This window comes from Nonomuraea solani (assembly GCF_900108335.1).
GTDB lineage: Bacteria > Actinomycetota > Actinomycetes > Streptosporangiales > Streptosporangiaceae > Nonomuraea > Nonomuraea solani.
Window position 1 is genome coordinate 144,415 of sequence record NZ_FNVT01000022.1, and the last position, 17,510, is coordinate 161,924.

At 71.5% G+C, this 17,510-nt stretch carries 17 protein-coding genes; 13 read left to right on the forward strand and 4 right to left on the reverse strand.

The genetic code is table 11. From position 1 onward, the window contains the following. Positions 1-47 precede the first annotated feature (47 nt). Positions 48-701 (forward strand): GntR family transcriptional regulator, encoded by a 654-nt coding sequence (locus C4V41_RS49055; RefSeq protein ID WP_235030862.1) that lies wholly within the window; start codon positions 48-50, stop codon positions 699-701. A gap of 52 nt (positions 702-753) precedes the next feature. Here C4V41_RS49055 and C4V41_RS49060 read toward each other — a convergent pair whose 3' ends face one another. Then, positions 754-1,590 (reverse strand): helix-turn-helix domain-containing protein, encoded by an 837-nt coding sequence (locus C4V41_RS49060; RefSeq protein WP_103962947.1) that lies wholly within the window; start codon positions 1,588-1,590, stop codon positions 754-756. A 134-nt stretch (positions 1,591-1,724) separates the two neighbouring features. On the opposite strand from C4V41_RS49060, the gene C4V41_RS49065 reads away from it, so the two are divergent. Both C4V41_RS49065 and C4V41_RS49070 read left to right on the forward strand, forming a co-directional pair. Beyond that, a complete protein-coding gene (locus C4V41_RS49065) occupies positions 1,725-2,450 on the forward strand; it encodes a hypothetical protein (protein ID WP_146104079.1) in 726 nt (241 codons plus the stop codon). Beyond that, positions 2,447-3,151 (forward strand): HAD family hydrolase, encoded by a 705-nt coding sequence (locus C4V41_RS49070; protein WP_103962949.1) that lies wholly within the window; start codon positions 2,447-2,449, stop codon positions 3,149-3,151. The genes C4V41_RS49065 and C4V41_RS49070 overlap by 4 nt, the downstream gene beginning before the upstream one ends. Before the next feature lie 39 nt (positions 3,152-3,190). On the opposite strand, the gene C4V41_RS49075 is transcribed toward C4V41_RS49070, so the two are convergent. Continuing rightward, positions 3,191-3,964 (reverse strand): inositol monophosphatase family protein, encoded by a 774-nt coding sequence (locus C4V41_RS49075; RefSeq protein WP_103962950.1) that lies wholly within the window; start codon positions 3,962-3,964, stop codon positions 3,191-3,193. 96 nt (positions 3,965-4,060) lie between these two features. Between C4V41_RS49075 and C4V41_RS49080 the strand changes: the two genes are divergently transcribed. Next, positions 4,061-4,801: a GntR family transcriptional regulator gene (locus tag C4V41_RS49080; RefSeq protein WP_103962951.1), complete on the forward strand. Its 741-nt coding sequence runs from the start codon at positions 4,061-4,063 to the stop codon at positions 4,799-4,801. Here the strand turns inward: C4V41_RS49080 and C4V41_RS49085 are convergent. Next, positions 4,745-5,392, reverse strand: a complete 648-nt coding sequence (locus C4V41_RS49085; protein WP_103962952.1) for a DedA family protein — start codon at positions 5,390-5,392, stop codon at positions 4,745-4,747. The two genes, C4V41_RS49080 and C4V41_RS49085, sit on opposite strands and share 57 nt — an antisense overlap. A gap of 373 nt (positions 5,393-5,765) precedes the next feature. Between C4V41_RS49085 and C4V41_RS49090 the strand changes: the two genes are divergently transcribed. Genes C4V41_RS49090 through C4V41_RS49130 form a run of 9 tightly spaced genes read left to right on the forward strand, consistent with a single transcriptional unit; the run spans position 5,766 to position 16,440 of the window. Further along, positions 5,766-7,694, forward strand: coding sequence for a glycoside hydrolase family 127 protein (locus C4V41_RS49090; RefSeq protein ID WP_103962953.1), 1,929 nt, complete (start codon positions 5,766-5,768; stop codon positions 7,692-7,694). Next, positions 7,691-9,388: an ABC transporter substrate-binding protein gene (locus C4V41_RS49095; protein ID WP_103962954.1), complete on the forward strand. Its 1,698-nt coding sequence runs from the start codon at positions 7,691-7,693 to the stop codon at positions 9,386-9,388. The genes C4V41_RS49090 and C4V41_RS49095 overlap by 4 nt, the downstream gene beginning before the upstream one ends. Further along, positions 9,389-10,321, forward strand: coding sequence for an ABC transporter permease (locus C4V41_RS49100; protein ID WP_103962955.1), 933 nt, complete (start codon positions 9,389-9,391; stop codon positions 10,319-10,321). It abuts the gene before it with no gap. After that, complete coding sequence (locus C4V41_RS49105) at positions 10,321-11,316, forward strand: ABC transporter permease (RefSeq protein ID WP_103962956.1); 996 nt, start codon at positions 10,321-10,323, stop codon at positions 11,314-11,316. Before C4V41_RS49100 ends, C4V41_RS49105 begins: the two co-directional genes overlap by 1 nt. Beyond that, positions 11,313-12,149, forward strand: a complete 837-nt coding sequence (locus tag C4V41_RS64845; protein WP_103962957.1) for an ABC transporter ATP-binding protein — start codon at positions 11,313-11,315, stop codon at positions 12,147-12,149. The genes C4V41_RS49105 and C4V41_RS64845 overlap by 4 nt, the downstream gene beginning before the upstream one ends. Next, positions 12,146-12,958 carry an ATP-binding cassette domain-containing protein gene (locus C4V41_RS64850; RefSeq protein ID WP_103962958.1) on the forward strand — a complete coding sequence of 271 codons (813 nt, stop codon included), beginning with the start codon at positions 12,146-12,148 and terminating at the stop codon, positions 12,956-12,958. Before C4V41_RS64845 ends, C4V41_RS64850 begins: the two co-directional genes overlap by 4 nt. Continuing rightward, entirely contained in the window at positions 12,955-14,229 is a 1,275-nt protein-coding gene (locus tag C4V41_RS49120) for an alpha/beta fold hydrolase (RefSeq protein WP_103962959.1), read from the forward strand. The genes C4V41_RS64850 and C4V41_RS49120 overlap by 4 nt, the downstream gene beginning before the upstream one ends. Then, positions 14,222-15,541, forward strand: coding sequence for an aminopeptidase P family protein (locus C4V41_RS49125; RefSeq protein WP_103962960.1), 1,320 nt, complete (start codon positions 14,222-14,224; stop codon positions 15,539-15,541). Before C4V41_RS49120 ends, C4V41_RS49125 begins: the two co-directional genes overlap by 8 nt. Continuing rightward, positions 15,538-16,440, forward strand: coding sequence for a dihydrodipicolinate synthase family protein (locus tag C4V41_RS49130; protein ID WP_103962961.1), 903 nt, complete (start codon positions 15,538-15,540; stop codon positions 16,438-16,440). The genes C4V41_RS49125 and C4V41_RS49130 overlap by 4 nt, the downstream gene beginning before the upstream one ends. On the opposite strand, the gene C4V41_RS49135 is transcribed toward C4V41_RS49130, so the two are convergent. Further along, positions 16,397-17,224 (reverse strand): ACT domain-containing protein, encoded by an 828-nt coding sequence (locus C4V41_RS49135; protein WP_160150664.1) that lies wholly within the window; start codon positions 17,222-17,224, stop codon positions 16,397-16,399. The two genes, C4V41_RS49130 and C4V41_RS49135, sit on opposite strands and share 44 nt — an antisense overlap. Positions 17,225-17,510: the final 286 nt, after the last annotated feature.

The window sequence follows — 17,510 nt, forward strand, 5'->3', positions numbered from 1 at the left end:
TATGTCATAGGTCAAGCCTGCAATCGATCTGCGAGACACTTGACGACATGTCACCCACCGAGCCACGGCCGCCGATGAGCAAGGCCGAGTACGTCTACAGCGTGCTCCTCGACGAGATCCGCTCGGCGCGGATACCGGGGGGCACGGCGCTGCGGGCCGGAGAGGTGGCCAAGCGGCTCGGGGTGTCGGTCACGCCGGTGCGCGAGGCGCTGCGGCGGCTGGAGAAGGACCGGCTGATCAGTTACGAGGCGCACCACGGGGCGACCGTGGTCGACCTGGGCGACGAGGCGGTGGCCGAATACTACGGGCTGCGGGCGGTCGTCGAGGGCCTCGGGGCGCGGCTGGCGGCGTCCCGGATCACCGCCGAGGACCTGGCGGGGCTGCGCGAGCTGCACGCCGCGATGGCCGAGGACGCCGCGCACGGGCGTCACGAGCTGCTCGGGGAGCAGAGCCGGCGTTTCCACCTGCGCATCGTGGACATCGGCGGGCCCGCCTTCCTGGGCGCGCACGCCAGGTCGGTGCGCAACAGCTTCCCGGTGCCGGCGGAGGCGTCCCTGTGGCTGGACGACACCCAGGTCAAGGCCCAGCTCGAAGCGCACGAGGGCATCCTGGCGGCCCTGGAGTCCGGCGACGCGGAGGCGGCGGAACGCATCATGATCGACCACGTCCAACGCGCCGGCACCTTCCGCCGCGACCACTAGCCTCCGCTCCCTTTGAGGGAGGAAGAGAGCGGGCGCGACGGGACGGCGCGCGTCAGCCGGGGAGGGTGGCGCGTATCTCGTCCAGGATGTCGGGGGTGGCGGCGACCGGGAATGACGCGATCGAGAGCCGGGCGAACGCCTGCCGGTGCTCCTCCACCCGCCGCCGGTCCTCGACCACGACCGGGGCGTGCAGCAGGTGCAGCGCCACCACGTCCGGCCAGTCCGGCTCCGGGAAGCGCAGGATCGTGAACGGCGGCCCCTGGTAGAGGTAGCCGGTGCCGGCGGCGGGCCGGAGCACCTGGACGGCGATGTGCGGCTGCTTGGCGGCCAGCACGATCGCGTCGAGCTGGCCGAGCCGCTCCTCGGGCCGGTCGAGCGGCGGGTCGAGCAGCGCCTGCCGGTCGAGCAGCGCCCACAGGTGGGGCCCTTGCTGCCGGTCGAGCGCCTCCTGCCGCACCGCGACCAGCCCGGCGTGCCCGGCGACCTGCTCGGGCGGCGTGCCGGGAGGAAGCGCGGCACGTACGGCACTGGTGGCGTAGGCGGGGGTCTGCAGCAGCGGCGGTACGTGGCGCGGGCAGTAGGTGTAGATCACCTGCGCCCGCCCCTCCAGCTCCAGGTACGCCGACAGCCCCAGCGGCACGCCCGGCGCGTCGTACCAGCCGGGCACCCGCTCCTCCCGCAGCAGCGACAGCAGCCGGCCCGCGTGCTCGCCCTCCCCATAGAGGTCGAGCAGGATCCGCACCGTCGACTCGCGCGGCGCGACGAGACCGTGCTCGATGCGGAAGATGGTGGAGGTGTTGAGCCCGGCGGTCTGCGCCGCGGCCTTCATCGACAGCCCGCACCCGGTGCGCAACGACGAGAGCCGGGCGGCCACCACGCTCAACTGCATACGTACGTCACAGCGATCGATGACAAAAATCAGCGTTTACACCTGGTCTGTTGCAACGGTGTGACGGGTGATGCACGATGGCCACTCTAGTGGTCCAACACCTAATGCATATGCCAATCGGAAAGGGCAGGACTGTGGCGGACGCGTGGATACTGCATCCCGACTACCGGACTCCTCCGGTCCCCACAGACGTCGCCGTCACCCCAGGGCCATGGCGGCACCCTGACGGCGGCCAGATCATGAACGGCGCCTACGAGCGCCATCTCACCGGGCGCCGGGTCGAGGTCGTCACCGTCTGGTTCGGCTACGTGCTCAGCCACTGGCGCGGCCCGCGCATGCCCCGCTTCAGCAGCCCGCTGGTCTCGGCCTGGAACCCGGTGCTGGCCCAGGGCCTGACCGTCGATCCGAGCTCGCCGGCCCCCTACCACGACGAGTTGTGGTGCGACCGGTGGATCGCCGAGGCGCTGCTGTACGGGCGCAAGCCGTACGGGGCGTTCACGCTGCCCGCCGGCGAGGCGCTGAGCTGGTTCGACAAGAGCGGCGGCACCGGGCTGGTCTACCACGCGCAGTCGGCCGGCGACCTGGTGCGGGTGGTGGCGGGCACGGCCGACAGCTACGGGCGGCTGTTCGACCTCGACGCGCTGATCGCCGACTACCGCGAGGCGCTGCCGCCCGAGCTGGCCGAGCCGGAGATGGCGGCGCTCGACGCGCACCGCTCGCAGTCGCCCGCGCTCGACTACATCCTCAGCGAGAACGCCGAAGTCCTCTTCACCCAGGCGCCTCTTTCGGTACGCGGCCTCACGCTCGGCTACCCGCCCCGGGAGACGGCCGCCCGCATCGCCGCCGGAGCCGCCGCATGATCGTCCCTCTGACCGGCGTCAAAGGGATCCTGTTCGACCTCGACGGCACCCTGTTCGACCATCGCGGCGCCGCCGATCCGGCGATCACCGAGTGGGTCACGGCCCGCCACCCCGGCCATCCGCGCCTGGCGGAGGTGGCCGCGCTGTGGGCGGCGCTGGAGGTGCCGTACCTGGCGATGTGGCAGGCGGGGCGGTGCACGGTCGAGGAGCAGCGGCGGCTGCGCCTGACCGCGCTGTCCCGGGAGCTGGACGTGCCCGCCCCCGCCGACCTGGACGCCGCCTACGCGGAATTCGCCGCCCGCTACCGGCGCAACTGGACCGCCTACCCCGACGTGGCGGAGACGGTGGCGGGGCTGGGCGGGTTCGCGCTCGGGGTGCTGACGAACGGCGCCCAGCGGGTGCAGGAGGACAAGGTGCGCGCGATCGGGCTCGACGGGCTGGTCGGGCCGGTGCTGACGGGCGAGGTCCTGGACGGCTGCTTCAAACCGGCGCCGGCCTGCTACACCTCGGCGGCGGCCGCGCTCGGGCTGGCGCCGGGCGAGGTGGTGCTGGTCGGCGACGACGTGGACAGGGACGTGACGGGACCGGCGGTGACCGGCATGCGCTCGATCTGGCTCGACCGGCTCGGCATCGAACCCGCGCCCGCCGGCCACCCCCGCATCACCTCACTGACCGAACTGCCCCGGCTCGTCCAAGCCTGACCGCTCCAGGACCGGCCCGCCGATGTCCTCAGGGCCCGGTCACCCCTGCGCCAGCTCGCCCAGGGTCGAGCCCGCCAGGTCGAATCCGCCCACGTGCGCCAGATAGTCGCCCTTGACCAGCGGATCTCCCAGGTAGACGCCGCCCGCCGCCGTGACCAGCAGCGCGCCGGCGGCCACGTCCCAGGGGTTGGACCGGGTGCCGTAGGTGGCGTCCGACCAGCCCGCGGCGACGTGGGCGAGGTTGAGCGCGGCGCTGCCCGGCCTGCGCACGGTGGAGAACGAGGTGATCAGCCGCCCGTAGCGCCGCAGCGCCTCGTCGCCGCCCGCGTCCAGGTCCTCGGGTGTCGGGTAGCTGGTCAGCAGCACGGCCTCCCGGTCGCGCGTGGCCCCGGCGCTGCGCAGCGGCGTGCCGTTGCACCAGGCGCCCTCGGTGGTGGCGGTGAACTCATCGTCGCGTACGGGGTCGTACACCACGCCCGCCACCAGCTCCCCGCGCATCGCGACGCCAATGGAGACGCAGAAGAACGGCAGGCCGGCGGCGAAGTTGGCGGTGCCGTCGATGGGGTCGACGTACCAGACGAGGTCGCCCGAGCCGGTCGCGCCGCCCTCCTCCCCCACGATGGCGCTGTGCGGGGCGCGGGCGTCGATGACGGCGCGGATGGTCTCCTCGGCGGCCCGGTCGTGCTCGGTGACGGGATCGTGGAAGTCGCGCTTGGTGGCCACTTCCGGGCGGGACCTGAAGGCCTTGCGGAGCCGGGGGCCGACGGCCCTGGCGGCCTCGGTGGCGATGTCGATCAACTGGGTCTCGTCCATGCCTACTCCTCTACCTCCCGCGCGTCCTCCGCACACGCCCTTGACCCTTCATGACTCATTTGTCTGGACATTCTGACCTCGGTTAAGCTGATCAGCATGACCGCCAACCTGGCCATCGACCTGGACCGATCCAGCCCCGTGCCGCTCTACTTCCAGGTGGCCGAGCAGATCGCCGAGGCGATCAGGCGCGGTGATCTGACCCCGGGCTCGCGGCTGGACAACGAGATCCTGCTGGCCGACAAGCTGGGCCTGTCGCGGCCCACGATCCGGCAGGCCATCCAATATCTGGTGGACAAGGGCCTGCTGGTCCGCAAGCGCGGTGTGGGCACGCAGGTGGTGCACGGCCAGGTCAAGCGCTCGGTGGAGCTGACCAGCCTCTATGACGACCTGCGCAGGTCGGGCCAGGACCCGGCGACGCAGGTGCTGGCGCTGGAGCCGCGCCCCGTCGAGGAGGAGATCGCCGCCATCCTGGGTGTGGAGCCGGGCTCGCAGATCCTCTACCTGGAGCGGCTGCGCTTCGCGGCGGGCGAGCCACTGGCGGTGCTGCACAACTGGCTCCCGCTGGGCCTGGCCCCGCTCACGGCCGCCGACCTCGAGGGCCGCGGCCTGTACGAGCTGCTGCGCGGCGCGGGCGTGCGGATGCGGGTGGCCAATCAGCGCATCGGCGCGCGCGCCGCCACCCAGGCGGAGGCCAAGCTGCTGGCGGAGCGGCGGGGCGCGCCGCTGCTGACGATGGTCCGCACCACGTACGACGACCAGGGCCGGGCCGTCGAGCACGGCTCACACGTCTACCGGGCCTCGCACTACTCCCTGGAGGTCACCCTCATCGAGCGCTGAGGCCGCGCGGCGCTTGAGATAGAGCGTGGTGCCGATCCCGAACAGCACGGCCACCACGAGCCCCACCCAGGAGAACCCCTTCAGCCACTTCTCGGCGACCAGCCCGAGGTAGAAGATCACCGCGGTGGTGCCGCCCGCCCACACGATCCCGCCGAGCACGTTGGCCACCGCGAACTTCCAGTACGGCATGCGCAACGCCCCCGCCAGCGGGCCGGCCAGGATGCGCAGCAGCGCGATGAACCGCCCCACGAAGACCGCCCACACGCCGAACCGCTGGAAGTACGACTCCGCCTTGCCCACGTGCCGGGGCCCGAAGTGCTCGGGGAAGCGGCGGCCGAGCCGCTCGAACAGCGCCGCGCCGCCCTTGCGGCCGATGGCGTACCCGGCGGAGTCGCCGACGATCGCTCCGGTGCTCGCGCACACCCCCACCCAGACCGGGTCCACGACGCCTTTGGCGGACAGAATGGCGGAGCTGACCAGGACGATCTCGCCAGGCAGCGGAATGCCCAGGCTCTCGAACCCGATCACGAGGGCGACCGTCACATAGATCCACCCGGCGGGGACCGCCTGCAGCCATTCGTCGATGTGCACCCGCGCAACCCTAGCGCCGCCCCAAGCGTGCCGAACCCGATTCGCCCCGCCCTGCGGGCGCGGTCGATCGGGGTCAGCGTTCGCTGTCGAGGAGGGCCATCTGCGCCTCCGCGTACCGGCTGCCACCGAACCTCTGACCGCTCGGGCACCGAGCCTCTGATCGCTCGCCATCGAGCGTCCGGCCGGTCCGCATCGAGCGTCCGACCGTTTCCCCAACGAACGCCTGGCCAAACCCCATAACGACCTGATCGACGCCCGCCCGAGTGGCGGGCGTTTGCCGTTACGTTCTGTTTACGTCGGTCCTTAACCCTTGGCAACACACCTCCCAGACACCTATGGTTCAGTGCAATGCCACACATTACTGGGAAGGTTCATGACGTCTAAGCAGGTCAAGGCGCTGGCCGGGGCCGTACGTACCGCCAGCGGGGCCGTTCGACCCGTGCCGGGAGTGCGCATCACCGGAGGTCTGCTGCACGACTGGCAGCTCCGTAACGGCCGGGCCACAATCCCGCACACGATCGACCGGCTCCGCGAGGCGGGCAACGTCGCCAACCTGAGCCGCCTGCTGGAGCAGGACCCCGCGCCGTACCGCGGCCGCTACCCCTTCCTGGACACCGACCTGTACAAGACCCTCGAAGGGCTGGCGTACGAGCTGGGCGACGGCCTCGCAGAAGAGCCGGTACGGGAGTTCTACGAGGAGGTCGTCACCCTCCTGGAACGGGTCCAGGCCCCCGACGGCTACCTCAACTCCTACTTCCAGGACCCGGCCGCCACCAAGAAGCCCTGGGAGGACCTGGCCTGGGGCCACGAGCTGTACAACCTGGGCCACCTCATTCAGGCCGCCGTCGCGGCGAACCGCCGGATGGGCGACGACCGGCTGCTGCGCGTGGCGTCCAGGTTCGCCGACCTGGCGGCGGAGCGGTTCGCCGAGAGCGGCGTCTGCGGCCACCCCGAGGTCGAGATGGCGCTGGTCGAGCTGTTCAGGGAGACCGGCGAGCGCCGCTACCTCGACCTGGCGGCGGCGTTCGTGGATCGCCGCGGCCGGGGCGAGCTCAAGCACAGCATCTTCGCCGGCGACTACTTCCAGGACCACGTCCCGTTCCGTGAGCTACCGTCGGTGACCGGGCACGCGGTGCGGATGGCGTATCTGGCGGCCGGCGCGGCCGACGTGCACCTGGAGACCGGCGACGCCTCCCTGTTCGAGGCGCTGGACCGGCTGTGGGACGACATGGTGGCGGCCAAGTTGTACATCACGGGCGGCCTGGGCAGCCGGCACTCCGACGAGGCCATCGGCGACCGCTACGAGCTGCCCTCCGAACGCGCCTACACCGAGACCTGCGCGGCGATCGCCGTCATGCAGTGGGCGTGGCGGATGTTCCTGACCACCGGGGCCACCGGCGGAGCCAAATACCTCGACGTGTTCGAGCGGGTGCTCTACAACGCCTACGCCGTCGGTCTGTCGGCGGACGGCCGGGCGTTCTTCTACGACAACCCGCTGCAGCGCCGCCCCGACCACGAGCAGCGCAGCGGCGCGGAGCCGGACGGCGAGCCCCTTCGCCGCGCCTGGTTCGGCTGCCCATGCTGCCCGCCGAACATCGTGCGCTGGATGGCGCAGCTCGCCGACTATGTGGCGGCAGAGCGCGACGGCGCCGTACTGATCACCACGTACACCACGGCCAGGATCGAGACCGCGGAGCTCGGCCTGGCGATGGAGACGGCCTACCCGTGGGACGGCGACGTGCGTCTCACGGTCGAGCGCGCGCCCGGCGGCCCGTACGGGCTGACCCTCCGGATCCCCGGCTGGGCCCGCGGCGCGACGGTCACCGTCAACGGCGAGCCCCAGGACGCCGGGTCCGGCGGCTGGGTCACGCTCGAACGCCGCTGGTCGGCGGGCGACGAGGTAAGGCTGACCCTGCCGATGCCGGTCAGGGCGCACGGCTCGCACCCGTACCTCGACGCCACCAGGGGCGCGGTCAGCCTGGCGCGCGGCCCGCTCGTCTACTGCGTCGAGCAGCAGGACAGCTCGGGTTCGGCGGTCGACGACCTGGTGGTCGGCGTCCCGGAGATCCTCGCCGCGGCGGCCGAGCGGAAGGACGATTCCGTCGTGCTGCGCGTGGCGGCGCACACCGCTCCCCCGGCCTCGGCGGAGCCCTATCCCGAACTGCCCATCCCGGAGACACCCCCGGAGACGACGGTCATGGCGACCTTCGTCCCCTACTTCCTGTGGGGCAACCGCGGCCCCGAAGCCATGCGGGTCTGGGTCAGGACCCCGAACGGAACCAACGGAAAGAAGGCGACATGAGGAGATCGGCGGCGTTCGCGAGCGTCACCATGACCGCCGTGCTGGCGCTCACGGCGTGCGGCGGGGGCGGAGGCGCCAAAGGCGGCGCCCCCTCCGGCGCCCAGGGCGGAACCGGCTCGGCGACGGCCCCCGCGACGGGTGGCACGGTGCAGATCCTGGCCAACGCGGCCTTCTCCCACCTGGACCCGGTACGCGGCTGGGACGGCGGCGTGAACAACTTCTACCGGCTCATCTACCGGGGGCTGACGACCTTCGGGGCGGGGCCGGGCGCCGAGGGCACGAAGATCGTGGCCGACCTGGCGACCGACACGGGCAAGCCGTCCAACGACGCCAAGACGTGGACGTTCACCCTCAAGGACAACATCTTCTTCGAGGACGGCACGCCGATCACCAGCGAGGCCGTCAAGTTCGGCTTCTCGCGGACCTTCGACCCGGAGGCGGGCATCGGCTCGCCGTACGGCAAGCTGCTGCTCGACGCGCCCAAGGACTACAAGGGCCCGTACCTGTCGGGTGATCTCGACACGATCGAGACGCCGGACGACAAGACGGTCGTCATCCACCTCAAGAAGCCGTTCGCGGACTTCCCGAGCGCGCTGGCGCTGGCCAACTTCACCCCGTTCCCCAAGGGCACGGGGGCGGCCGCGGCGTTCGACACCAAGCCGATCGCGAGCGGGCCGTACAAGGTGGAGAGCTACCAGCGCGACGCGTCGCTGAAGCTCGTCCGCAACCCGCACTGGAAGGCCGAGACCGACCCGGTGCGCACGGCCAAGCCGGACGCGTTCCAGTGGACGTTCGGCCTGGACGCGGCCACGATCGACGAGCGCATGCTGGCCGGGCAGGGCACCGACGCCAACGCGCTCGGCCAGAGCATCCAGGCGGCGACCGTGGCGCGGGTGCAGACGCCGCAGATCAAGGCGCGCACGCTGTCCGGGCTCAACGGCTGCACGACGTACATGGGCATGAACACCACCAAGAAGCCCCTGAACGACGTGCGCGTGCGGCAGGCGATCGCCCACGCGATCAACAAGGACACCGTCGTGGCGGCGATGGGCGGCTCGACGCTGGCGGCCAAGGGCACCTCGATCCAGCCGCCCACGGTCGTGGGCCGGGTGGAGTACGACCCGTACCCGTACAACGTCGAGCAGGCCAAGAAGCTGCTGGCCGAGGCGGGCCAGTCGAGCGGGCTCACGCTGACCCTGGACACCCGGGCGCAGCCGAAGATGGCGGCCGTCTCGGTGGCCATCCAGGAGTCGCTCAAGCAGGTGGGCGTCGAAGTCAAGATCAACAACATCGACGCCTCCACCTACTACGAGGTCATCGGCACGCCGGCCAAGCAGAAGGACATGGCCGTGACCGGCTGGTGCCCGGACTGGGCCTCCGGCGCGACGTTCCTGCCGCCGCTGTTCGACGGCCGCAACATCACCTCCAAGGGCAACTCCAACCTCGCCCAGATCAACGACAAGGGCATCAACGAGAAGATCGACGAGATCGCCGCGATGACCGACGTCGAGCAGGCCAACGCGGCCTACGGTGAGCTGGACAAGCAGATCATGGAGCTGGCGCCGGTCGTGCCGCTGGCCTACGAGAAGCTGATCCTGGTCAACGGCGCCAACATCGCGGGCGCCTACCAGACCAACTCCTACTCCGGCGGCGTCGACCTGATCACCGTCGGACTGGCGAAGCCGACGAAGTAAATGACCGTCGCAGCCCATCCAGAGCAGGTGGCGGGCGTGCCCGCCACCTCGGGCCGCCGTGTCACGCGCGTGCTGCTGCGTGACCCGGCGGCGGTCGTCAGCGGCGCGTATCTCGGCCTGATCGTGCTGATGGCGATCTGCGCGCCGCTGATCAGCGCGATCACCGGCCACGGCCCGAACGACTTCGACACCGCCGCCGTCAACACCGACCTGGGCGGAATTCCGTACGGGTCGCTGGGCGGGATCAGCGCCGATCACCTGCTCGGCGTCGAACCGCAGAACGGCCGCGACATCCTGGCCCGCATCGCCTACGGCGCCCGCGTCTCGCTGCTCATCGCGGCCTCGGCCACGGCGCTCACCACGCTGCTCGGCGTGGTGCTGGGCATGCTGGCCGGGTTCTACCAGGGCTGGGCCGACCAGGTGATCTGCCGGGTCATGGACTTCCTGATGGCCTTCCCCGCGCTCATCTTCATGATCGCGGTGCTGTCCGCGCTGCCGCAGGGCAACCGGCCGGTGCTGCTGGTCCTGGTGATCAGCGTGTTCGGCTGGCCGTACCTGGCCCGGGTGGTGCGCGGGCAGACGATGACGCTGGTGAACCGGGAGTTCGTGGAGGCCGCGCGGGCCTCCGGCGCCTCCACGGCGGCGCTGGTGTTCAAGGAGATCCTGCCGAACCTGCGCAGCTCGCTGATCGTCATGGTCACCCTCGCGGTGCCCGGCTACGTCGGGACCGAGGCGGGCCTGTCGTTCCTGGGCGTCGGCGTCACTCCGCCGACCCCGTCATGGGGTCAGATGATCGCCAGTTCGGTCGGCTGGTACGCCGTCAACCCGATGTACTTCCTGATCCCCGGCATGTTCCTGTTCCTCACGGTGCTGTCGATGACGGTGCTCGGCGACCGGCTGCGGGCCGCCTTCGACGCGGGGGAGGCGTCCTGATGGCGCGTTACGTGGCCGGCCGGCTCGCCGGCGTGGCGCTGATCCTCTTCCTGGTGTGCCTGTTCACCTTCCTGCTCTTCTTCACGCTGCAGCCGGATCCGGCCGTGATGATCTGCGGGAAGACGTGCACGCCGGAGCGCATCGACCAGATCCGTGCCGTGCTGGGGCTCAACCAGCCGTTCCTGTCGCAGTTCTTCGGCTTCCTCGGCGGGATCTTCGCCGGGCGCGACTACGGCGAGGGCGCCAACCTGGTGCACTGCGCGGCGCCGTGCCTGGGCTACAGCTTCCAGACCAACCAGTCCGTGATGGACATGGTGATCGAGCGGCTGCCGGTGAGCGCGACGCTGGCGATCGGCGCGGCGGTGCTGTGGCTGTTCTTCGGGATCCTCGCGGGGCTGCTCAGCGCGGTCAAGGAGAGCACCTGGTGGGACCGGTCGGCGATGGGCGTGGCCCTGGGCGGCTCCAGCGTGCCCAACTACGTGCTGGCGCTGGCCCTGCAGTACGTGCTCGTGGTCGAGTTCGAGATCCTGCCGTTCCCGCAGGCCGTGTCGTTCGGCGATGATCCGGTGGTGTGGTTCCAGTCGTACCTGATGCCGTGGATCGTGCTGGCCACCGGCTACGCCTGCCTGTACGCCCGGCTCACCCGCGCCAACGTGATCGACACCCTGGCCGAGAACTTCATGCGCACGGCCAGGTCCAAGGGCCTGAGCCCGGCACTGACGCTGCGCAGGCACGCGCTGCGGCCGGCGCTGACACCGATCGCGACGATCTTCGGCATGGACTTCGCCGGGCTGCTGGGCGGCGCGCTGATCACCGAGAAGGTGTTCGGGCTGAACGGCGTGGGCAAGATGGCCGCCGACTCGATCGAGAAGAACGACCAGCCGGTCATCATGGCGGTGACGCTGCTGGCGGCGTTCTTCGTGGTGGTCGGCAACGTGGTGGTGGACCTCATCTATACGAGGCTGGACCCGAGAGTGAGGATCACGGCCAAATGAGCGAATTGCTTGTCGTCGAGAATCTCACCGTCACCTTCCCGACCGCGCGCGGCCCGGTGGACGTGGTCAAGGACGTGTCCTTCACGGTCGGCAGGGACGAGACGGTCGGGATCGTCGGCGAGTCGGGCTCCGGCAAGTCGATGACCAGCCTGGCGGTCATGGGGCTGCTGCCCAAGGGCGCGCGGACCCGTGGCAGCATCCGGCTGGACGGGACCGAGTTGCTCGGCCGGTCCGACCGGGAGCTGCGGCGGCTGCGCGGGGAGCGGATGTCGATGATCTTCCAGGATCCGCTGTCGTCGCTGAACCCGTACTACACGGTGGGGTTGCAGATCGAGGAGATGTACCGCGCGCACCGCGGCACCTCGCGCAAGGCGGCCCGCGAGGTCGCCATCGCGGCGCTGGCGCAGGTGGGCCTGCCGGAGCCGGAGCGGCGGGTGGACCACTATCCGCACCAGTTCTCCGGCGGGCAGCGGCAGCGCATCATGATCGCGATGGCGCTGGTGTGCGACCCCGAGCTGCTGATCGCCGACGAGCCGACCACGGCGCTGGACGTGACCGTGCAGGCGCAGATCCTGCGGCTGCTGGCCGAACTGCGGCGTGAGAGCGGCACCGGGATGATGTTCATCACGCACGACCTGGCGGTGATCAGCTCGATCGCGACCCGGGTGCTGGTGATGCGGCGCGGCGAACAGGTCGAGTACGGCACCGCCGAGCAGGTCTTCGCCGAGCCCCGCCACGAGTACACCCGGATGCTGCTGGAGAGCATCCCGCGCATCGACGACCCGGTGGATGACGCGGTGGACGGCGCGGTGGACGATGGGGTGAGATCATGACGTTGTTGCGCGCCAAGGATTTGACCAAGCGCTTCGTCCTGCGGGGCCCGCTGGGCTCCAGGGCCGAGTTCACGGCCGTCGACAAGGTGAGCTTCGAGGTGCGGCTGGGCGAGACGCTGGCCGTGGTGGGCGAGTCGGGCAGCGGCAAGTCGACCACCGCCCGCATGATCGCCAAGCTGATGGACCCGACCGAGGGCGTCCTGGAGTTCGAGGGCGAGGACGTCACCGCCGCGAAGAAGGACGCGCTGGCCCGCTTCCGCGCCAACGTCCAGGTCGTCTTCCAGGACCCGTTCTCCTCGCTCAACCCGCGGCACACGGTGGAGCGCATCCTCATGGCGCCGCTGGTCTACCAGGGCATCGCGCCCAAGGGCGACCGCCGCTCGCACGCCAAGGAGCTGATGGAGCGGGTCGGCCTGAACCCCGACCACTCGCTGCGCTACCCGGCGCAGTTCTCCGGCGGGCAGGCGCAGCGCATCGGCATCGCCAGGGCGCTGGCCGTCAACCCGAAGCTGGTGATCTGCGACGAGGCCGTCTCGGCGCTCGACGTGTCGGTGCAGGCGCAGGTGATCGAGCTGCTGCGGCGGCTGCAGCGCGAGAGCGGCTTCAGCTACGTGTTCATCGCCCACGACCTGGCCGTCGTACGGCAGATCGCGCAGCGGGTCGCGGTCATGAGCAAGGGGAAGATCGTCGAGCTGGGCACCACCGCGCAGGTGTTCGGCGACCCCCAGGACGAGTACACGCGCACGCTGCTGGCGGCCATCCCGCGCATCGACCCGGAGTGGGACCGCCGCCGAAGGGAGGCGACTTGATCACCGCGACGTACACGATTCCCGGCATGCGGGTGCGCGACCACGTCGAGCGGGTGCCGCTCGACTGGGCCGACCCGGAGGCGACGATCACGGTGTTCGCCCGCGAGCTGGTCGATCCGGCCCGCGACGGCGAGGACCTGCCGTGCCTGCTGTTCCTGCAGGGCGGCCCCGGCGGCAAGGGGCCGCGCCCGGCCGGCACGTCCGGCTGGCTGGGGCAGGCGCTGGAGCGCTACCGGGTGATCCTGCTCGACCAGCGCGGCACGGGGCGCAGCTCGCGGATCGACGGCCGGGTGATGTCGGCGCTCGGCGCGGAGGAGGGCGCCGACTACCTGGCGCGCTTCCGCGCCGACTCGATCGTGGCCGACGCCGAGCACCTGCGGAAGACGGTGTTCGGCGGGCGGCGCTGGTCGACGCTGGGGCAGAGCTACGGCGGGTTCCTCACGCTGACGTACCTGTCGGCGGCGCCCGAGGGATTGAGCGCCTGCTACGTGGCGGGCGGCCTGCCCTCGCTCGACCCCGACGCCGCCGAGGTCTACCGGCGTACGTATCCGCGGGTGGCGGCCAAGAACGCCGAGTTCTACCGCCGCTACCCGCACCACGCGGAGACGACGGCGCGGCTGGCCGACCGGCTGGCCGAGGGCGACGTGCTGCTGCCCGACGGCGACACCCTCACCGTGCGGCGGCTGCAGTCGCTCGGCATCGACTTCGGCATGAAGCCGGGCTACGAGCGTATGCACTGGCTGCTGGACGAGTCGGACGGCCTGCCGGACACGTTCCTGCACCAGGTGCTGGCGCGTTCGTCCTACGCCGACGGGCCGCTGTTCGCGGCGCTGCAGGAGAGCATCTACGGCTCGGGCCCCGGCGCGACCGCGTGGGCGGCCGAGCGCGAGCGCGCCCTGCGTCCCGCCTTCGCCGAGGACGCCAGGCCGCTGCTGTTCACCGGTGAGATGATCTATCCGTGGATGTTCGAGGAGATCCGCGTGCTGCGCCCGTTCCGCGCCGCCGTCGATCTGCTCGCCGCCCGCGCGGACTGGCCGCCGCTGTACGACCCGCGACGGCTGGCCGCCAACGACGTGCCGGTGGCCGCCGCCGTCTACTTCGACGACATGTACGTCGACTCGGCCCTGCAACTCGACACCGCCGCCCGGGTGGGCAACACCCAGGCATGGGTCACCAACGAGTACGAGCACGACGGCATCGGCGAGGAGCGCGTCTTCGCCCGGCTGACCAAGCTCGTCCGCGACCAAGGAGGAGGAATCTCCGATGAGTGACGGCCGCCTGCCCAGACTGGCGGAAATCCCCGCGTTCAACGACTACATCGCCCAGGGCTGGGACTCCCCCGCCCGCACCCCCGACCTGGTGCCCGGCGCCGCCGAGGCCGCCGCCGCCCACCGGGCCCGGCTGGCCGCGGCGCTGCCCGGCCGTACCGTGGTCATCGCGGCCGGCCGCGCCCCGGTGCGCAGCAACGACACCTCCTACGACTTCCGGGTGGACAGCGACTTCTACTGGCTGACCGGCTGCGCGACGGAGAACGCGGTGGCCGTGGTCAGGGACGGCGACGCCACGCTCTACCTGCCGCCGCCCGCCCGCCCCGGCGACGTCGGCTTCTTCGCCGACGCGGCCTACGGCGAGCTGTGGGTGGGGCCGTCCCCGTCGCCGGCCGAGTGGTCGGCGGCGCTGGGCGTCACGGTGCTGCCGCTGGACGAGGCGCCCGCCGCCGACGTGCCCGCCGACGTGCGGCGCGTCCTGGCCGAGCTGCGCATGATCAAGGACGAGTGGGAGATCGGCCAGCTCCGCGAGGCCGTGGACCGCACCGTCGAAGGCTTCGCCGCGGTCCTGGCCGAGGTCCCTGCCGCGGTCGCGGGGCCGGGCGAGCGCTGGCTGCAGGGCACCTTCGACCGGTACGCCAGGGCGTACGGCAACGGCCCCGGCTACGCCTCCATCGTGGGCAGCGGCCCGCACGCCCCCACCCTGCACTGGGTCCGCTGCGACGGCCCCGTCGAGGAGGGCGAGGTGCTGCTGCTCGACATGGGCGTCGAGACCCGCGGCCACTACACCGCCGACGTCACCCGCACCTTCCCCGTCTCGGGCACCTTCTCCCCCGCCCAGCGGCAGGTGCACGACCTGGTGGAGCGGGCGCACCGGGCCGGGATGGCGCAGGTGACGCCGGGCCGGCCGTTCACCGCCTTCCACCACGCGGCCATGGAGGTCATCGCGCGCGGCCTGCACGACTGGGGCCTGCTGCCGGTGTCGGTGGACGAGGCCCTGTCGGACGCCGGCCAGCACCACCGCCGCTACCTGATCTGCGGCATCGGCCACCACCTGGGCTTGGACGTGCACGACTGCGCGCGGTCCCGCCCGGAGGCCTACCACGGCGCCCGGATGGAGCCGGGCATGGTGCTGACCGTCGAGCCCGGACTGTACTTCCACGCCCACGATCGCACGGTTCCCCCGGAGCTGCGCGGGATCGGCGTGCGGATCGAGGACGACCTGCTCGTGACGGCCGACGGCGCGGACATCCTGTCCGACGCCCTGCCGATCGACGCCAGCGGGCTGGAAAACTGGAACAAGGAGAACAAATGACCGCCCCAGAGAGCGGCCACGTGTGGCACGGCGTGCATGTCGCGACCGCGCTGCCCTTCAACGACGATCTGTCCGTCGACTACGACGGCTACGCCGAGCACGTGAGGTTCCTGGCCGAGGGCGGCTGCGACGGTGTGTGCCCCAACGGTTCGCTGGGCGAGTACCAGACGCTGACCGACGAGGAGCGCGCCCGCGTGGTGCGCACCGCGGTCGAGGCCGCCCCCGAGGGTTTCCACGTGATGCCGGGCGTGGCCGCCTATGGCGCGGCCGAGTCGCGGCGGTGGGCCGAGCAGGCGGCCGAGGCGGGCGCCTCGTCGGTGCTGCTGCTGCCGCCGAACACCTACCGCGCCGACCGGGCGGCCGTCGTCGGCCACTACCGGGAGGTCGCCAAGGCCGGGCTGCCGGTGGTGGCCTACAACAACCCGATCGACACGAAGGTGGACCTGACGCCGGCGCTGCTCGCCGAGCTGCATCAGGAGGGGCTGATCGTGGGGGTGAAGGAGTTCACCGGGGACGTGCGCAGGGCGTACGAGATCGCCGAGCTCGCCCCCGGCCTCGACCTGCTGGTCGGCTCGGACGACGTGCTGCTGGAGCTGGGCATCGCCGGCGCGGTCGGCTGGATCGCCGGCTACCCGAACATGATCCCCCGCGCCACGGTCGAGCTCTACCACCTGGCCGTCTCCGGCGACGTGGCCAAGGCGCTGCCGCTCTACCGCGACCTGCACCCGCTGCTGCGGTGGGACTCCAAGACCGAGTTCGTGCAGTCCATCAAGCTGTCGATGGACCTGGCGGGACGCAAGGGCGGCGCCTGCCGTCCGCCGCGCACCGCGCTGGCGCCCGAGCAGGCGGCGCAGATCACCCGTGAGACGCAGGCGGTGCTGGCGAAGGGCTACCGCTGACGATGTAGCGGCCGTGAGTGGCGGCGGCGGTCAGCGCCGCCGCCCTGGCCGCCTCGGTCGGCGTGAACGGCAGCTCCGGCCGCCTGGCCAGCAGCGCCCTGCCGGGGTCGACGGAGATCACCATGGTGGTGTTGAGCCCGGCTCCCTCCTGTACGGTGTCGCCGGGCAGCCGCCACTCGACCCGCGCGCCGCGCAGCAGCTCGGCCAGGGCCTCGGGCAGCCGGCCCGGGTCGGCGCCGACGCGCTGCGCCAGCACCAGCGCATGCACGCCGGGGTCGGTGAGGTCCTTGACCCGCGCGGGCACGATCACCACGTCGTGCCCGCCGGCCCCGGTCAGTGCCTTGGCGAGCGCGCCGGTGGCCAGGCCGCGCGGCGCCTCGATGACGAACTCGTCGAGCGCGTCGCACCCGGCCGGGGTGATCGCGCTGCCGCCGGTCGGGGCGATGTGCAGCGCCAGGATGTTGCACCCCAGCCCGCCGAACGCCCCCGCCACGGCGGCGAGCCGGCCCGGCCGCTCCACCACGCGCATCCGGATGCGCCACAACGTCATCGGCGGCCCGGCGCCCTGGCCGACCGGCAGCGGGGCTCTTCGGCGTCCCCTGCCCAGCCGCTTGTGGATCGCCGCCCCGGCGATCAACGCCACGCCGAGCCCGACCAGCACGACGGGTCCTGGGTCCGTGTGCCCGAGCAGGGTCGCCAGCAGGTGTGCCAGCCCGACCGCCAGGAACAGCGCGGCCAGCTCGGCGATCTCCCGCCGCCACGTCACTTTGCGTTCATCTCTCATGACGGCGAGTATGCCTGTGGCGTGTTTCCTGATCATGGGCGGTCGGGTTGCGGGGGCATTAAACCGGTCTCACCACGCGACCTCGTGAGAGACTCCCTCGGTCAAGAAGTCGAAATGTGGAGTCTCCCGCCCTATGCGCGTCAGCGTCACCCTCTGCGCCCCGCTCCTGCTCCTCCTCGCCGCCTGCGGCCCCGCTCCGGCCCCCGCGCCTTCCCCTGCGCCCGCCCCGACGACTTCTCCGGCATCTTCCCCTGCGTCTTCCCCTTCGCCTTCCCAGGCGTCTTCC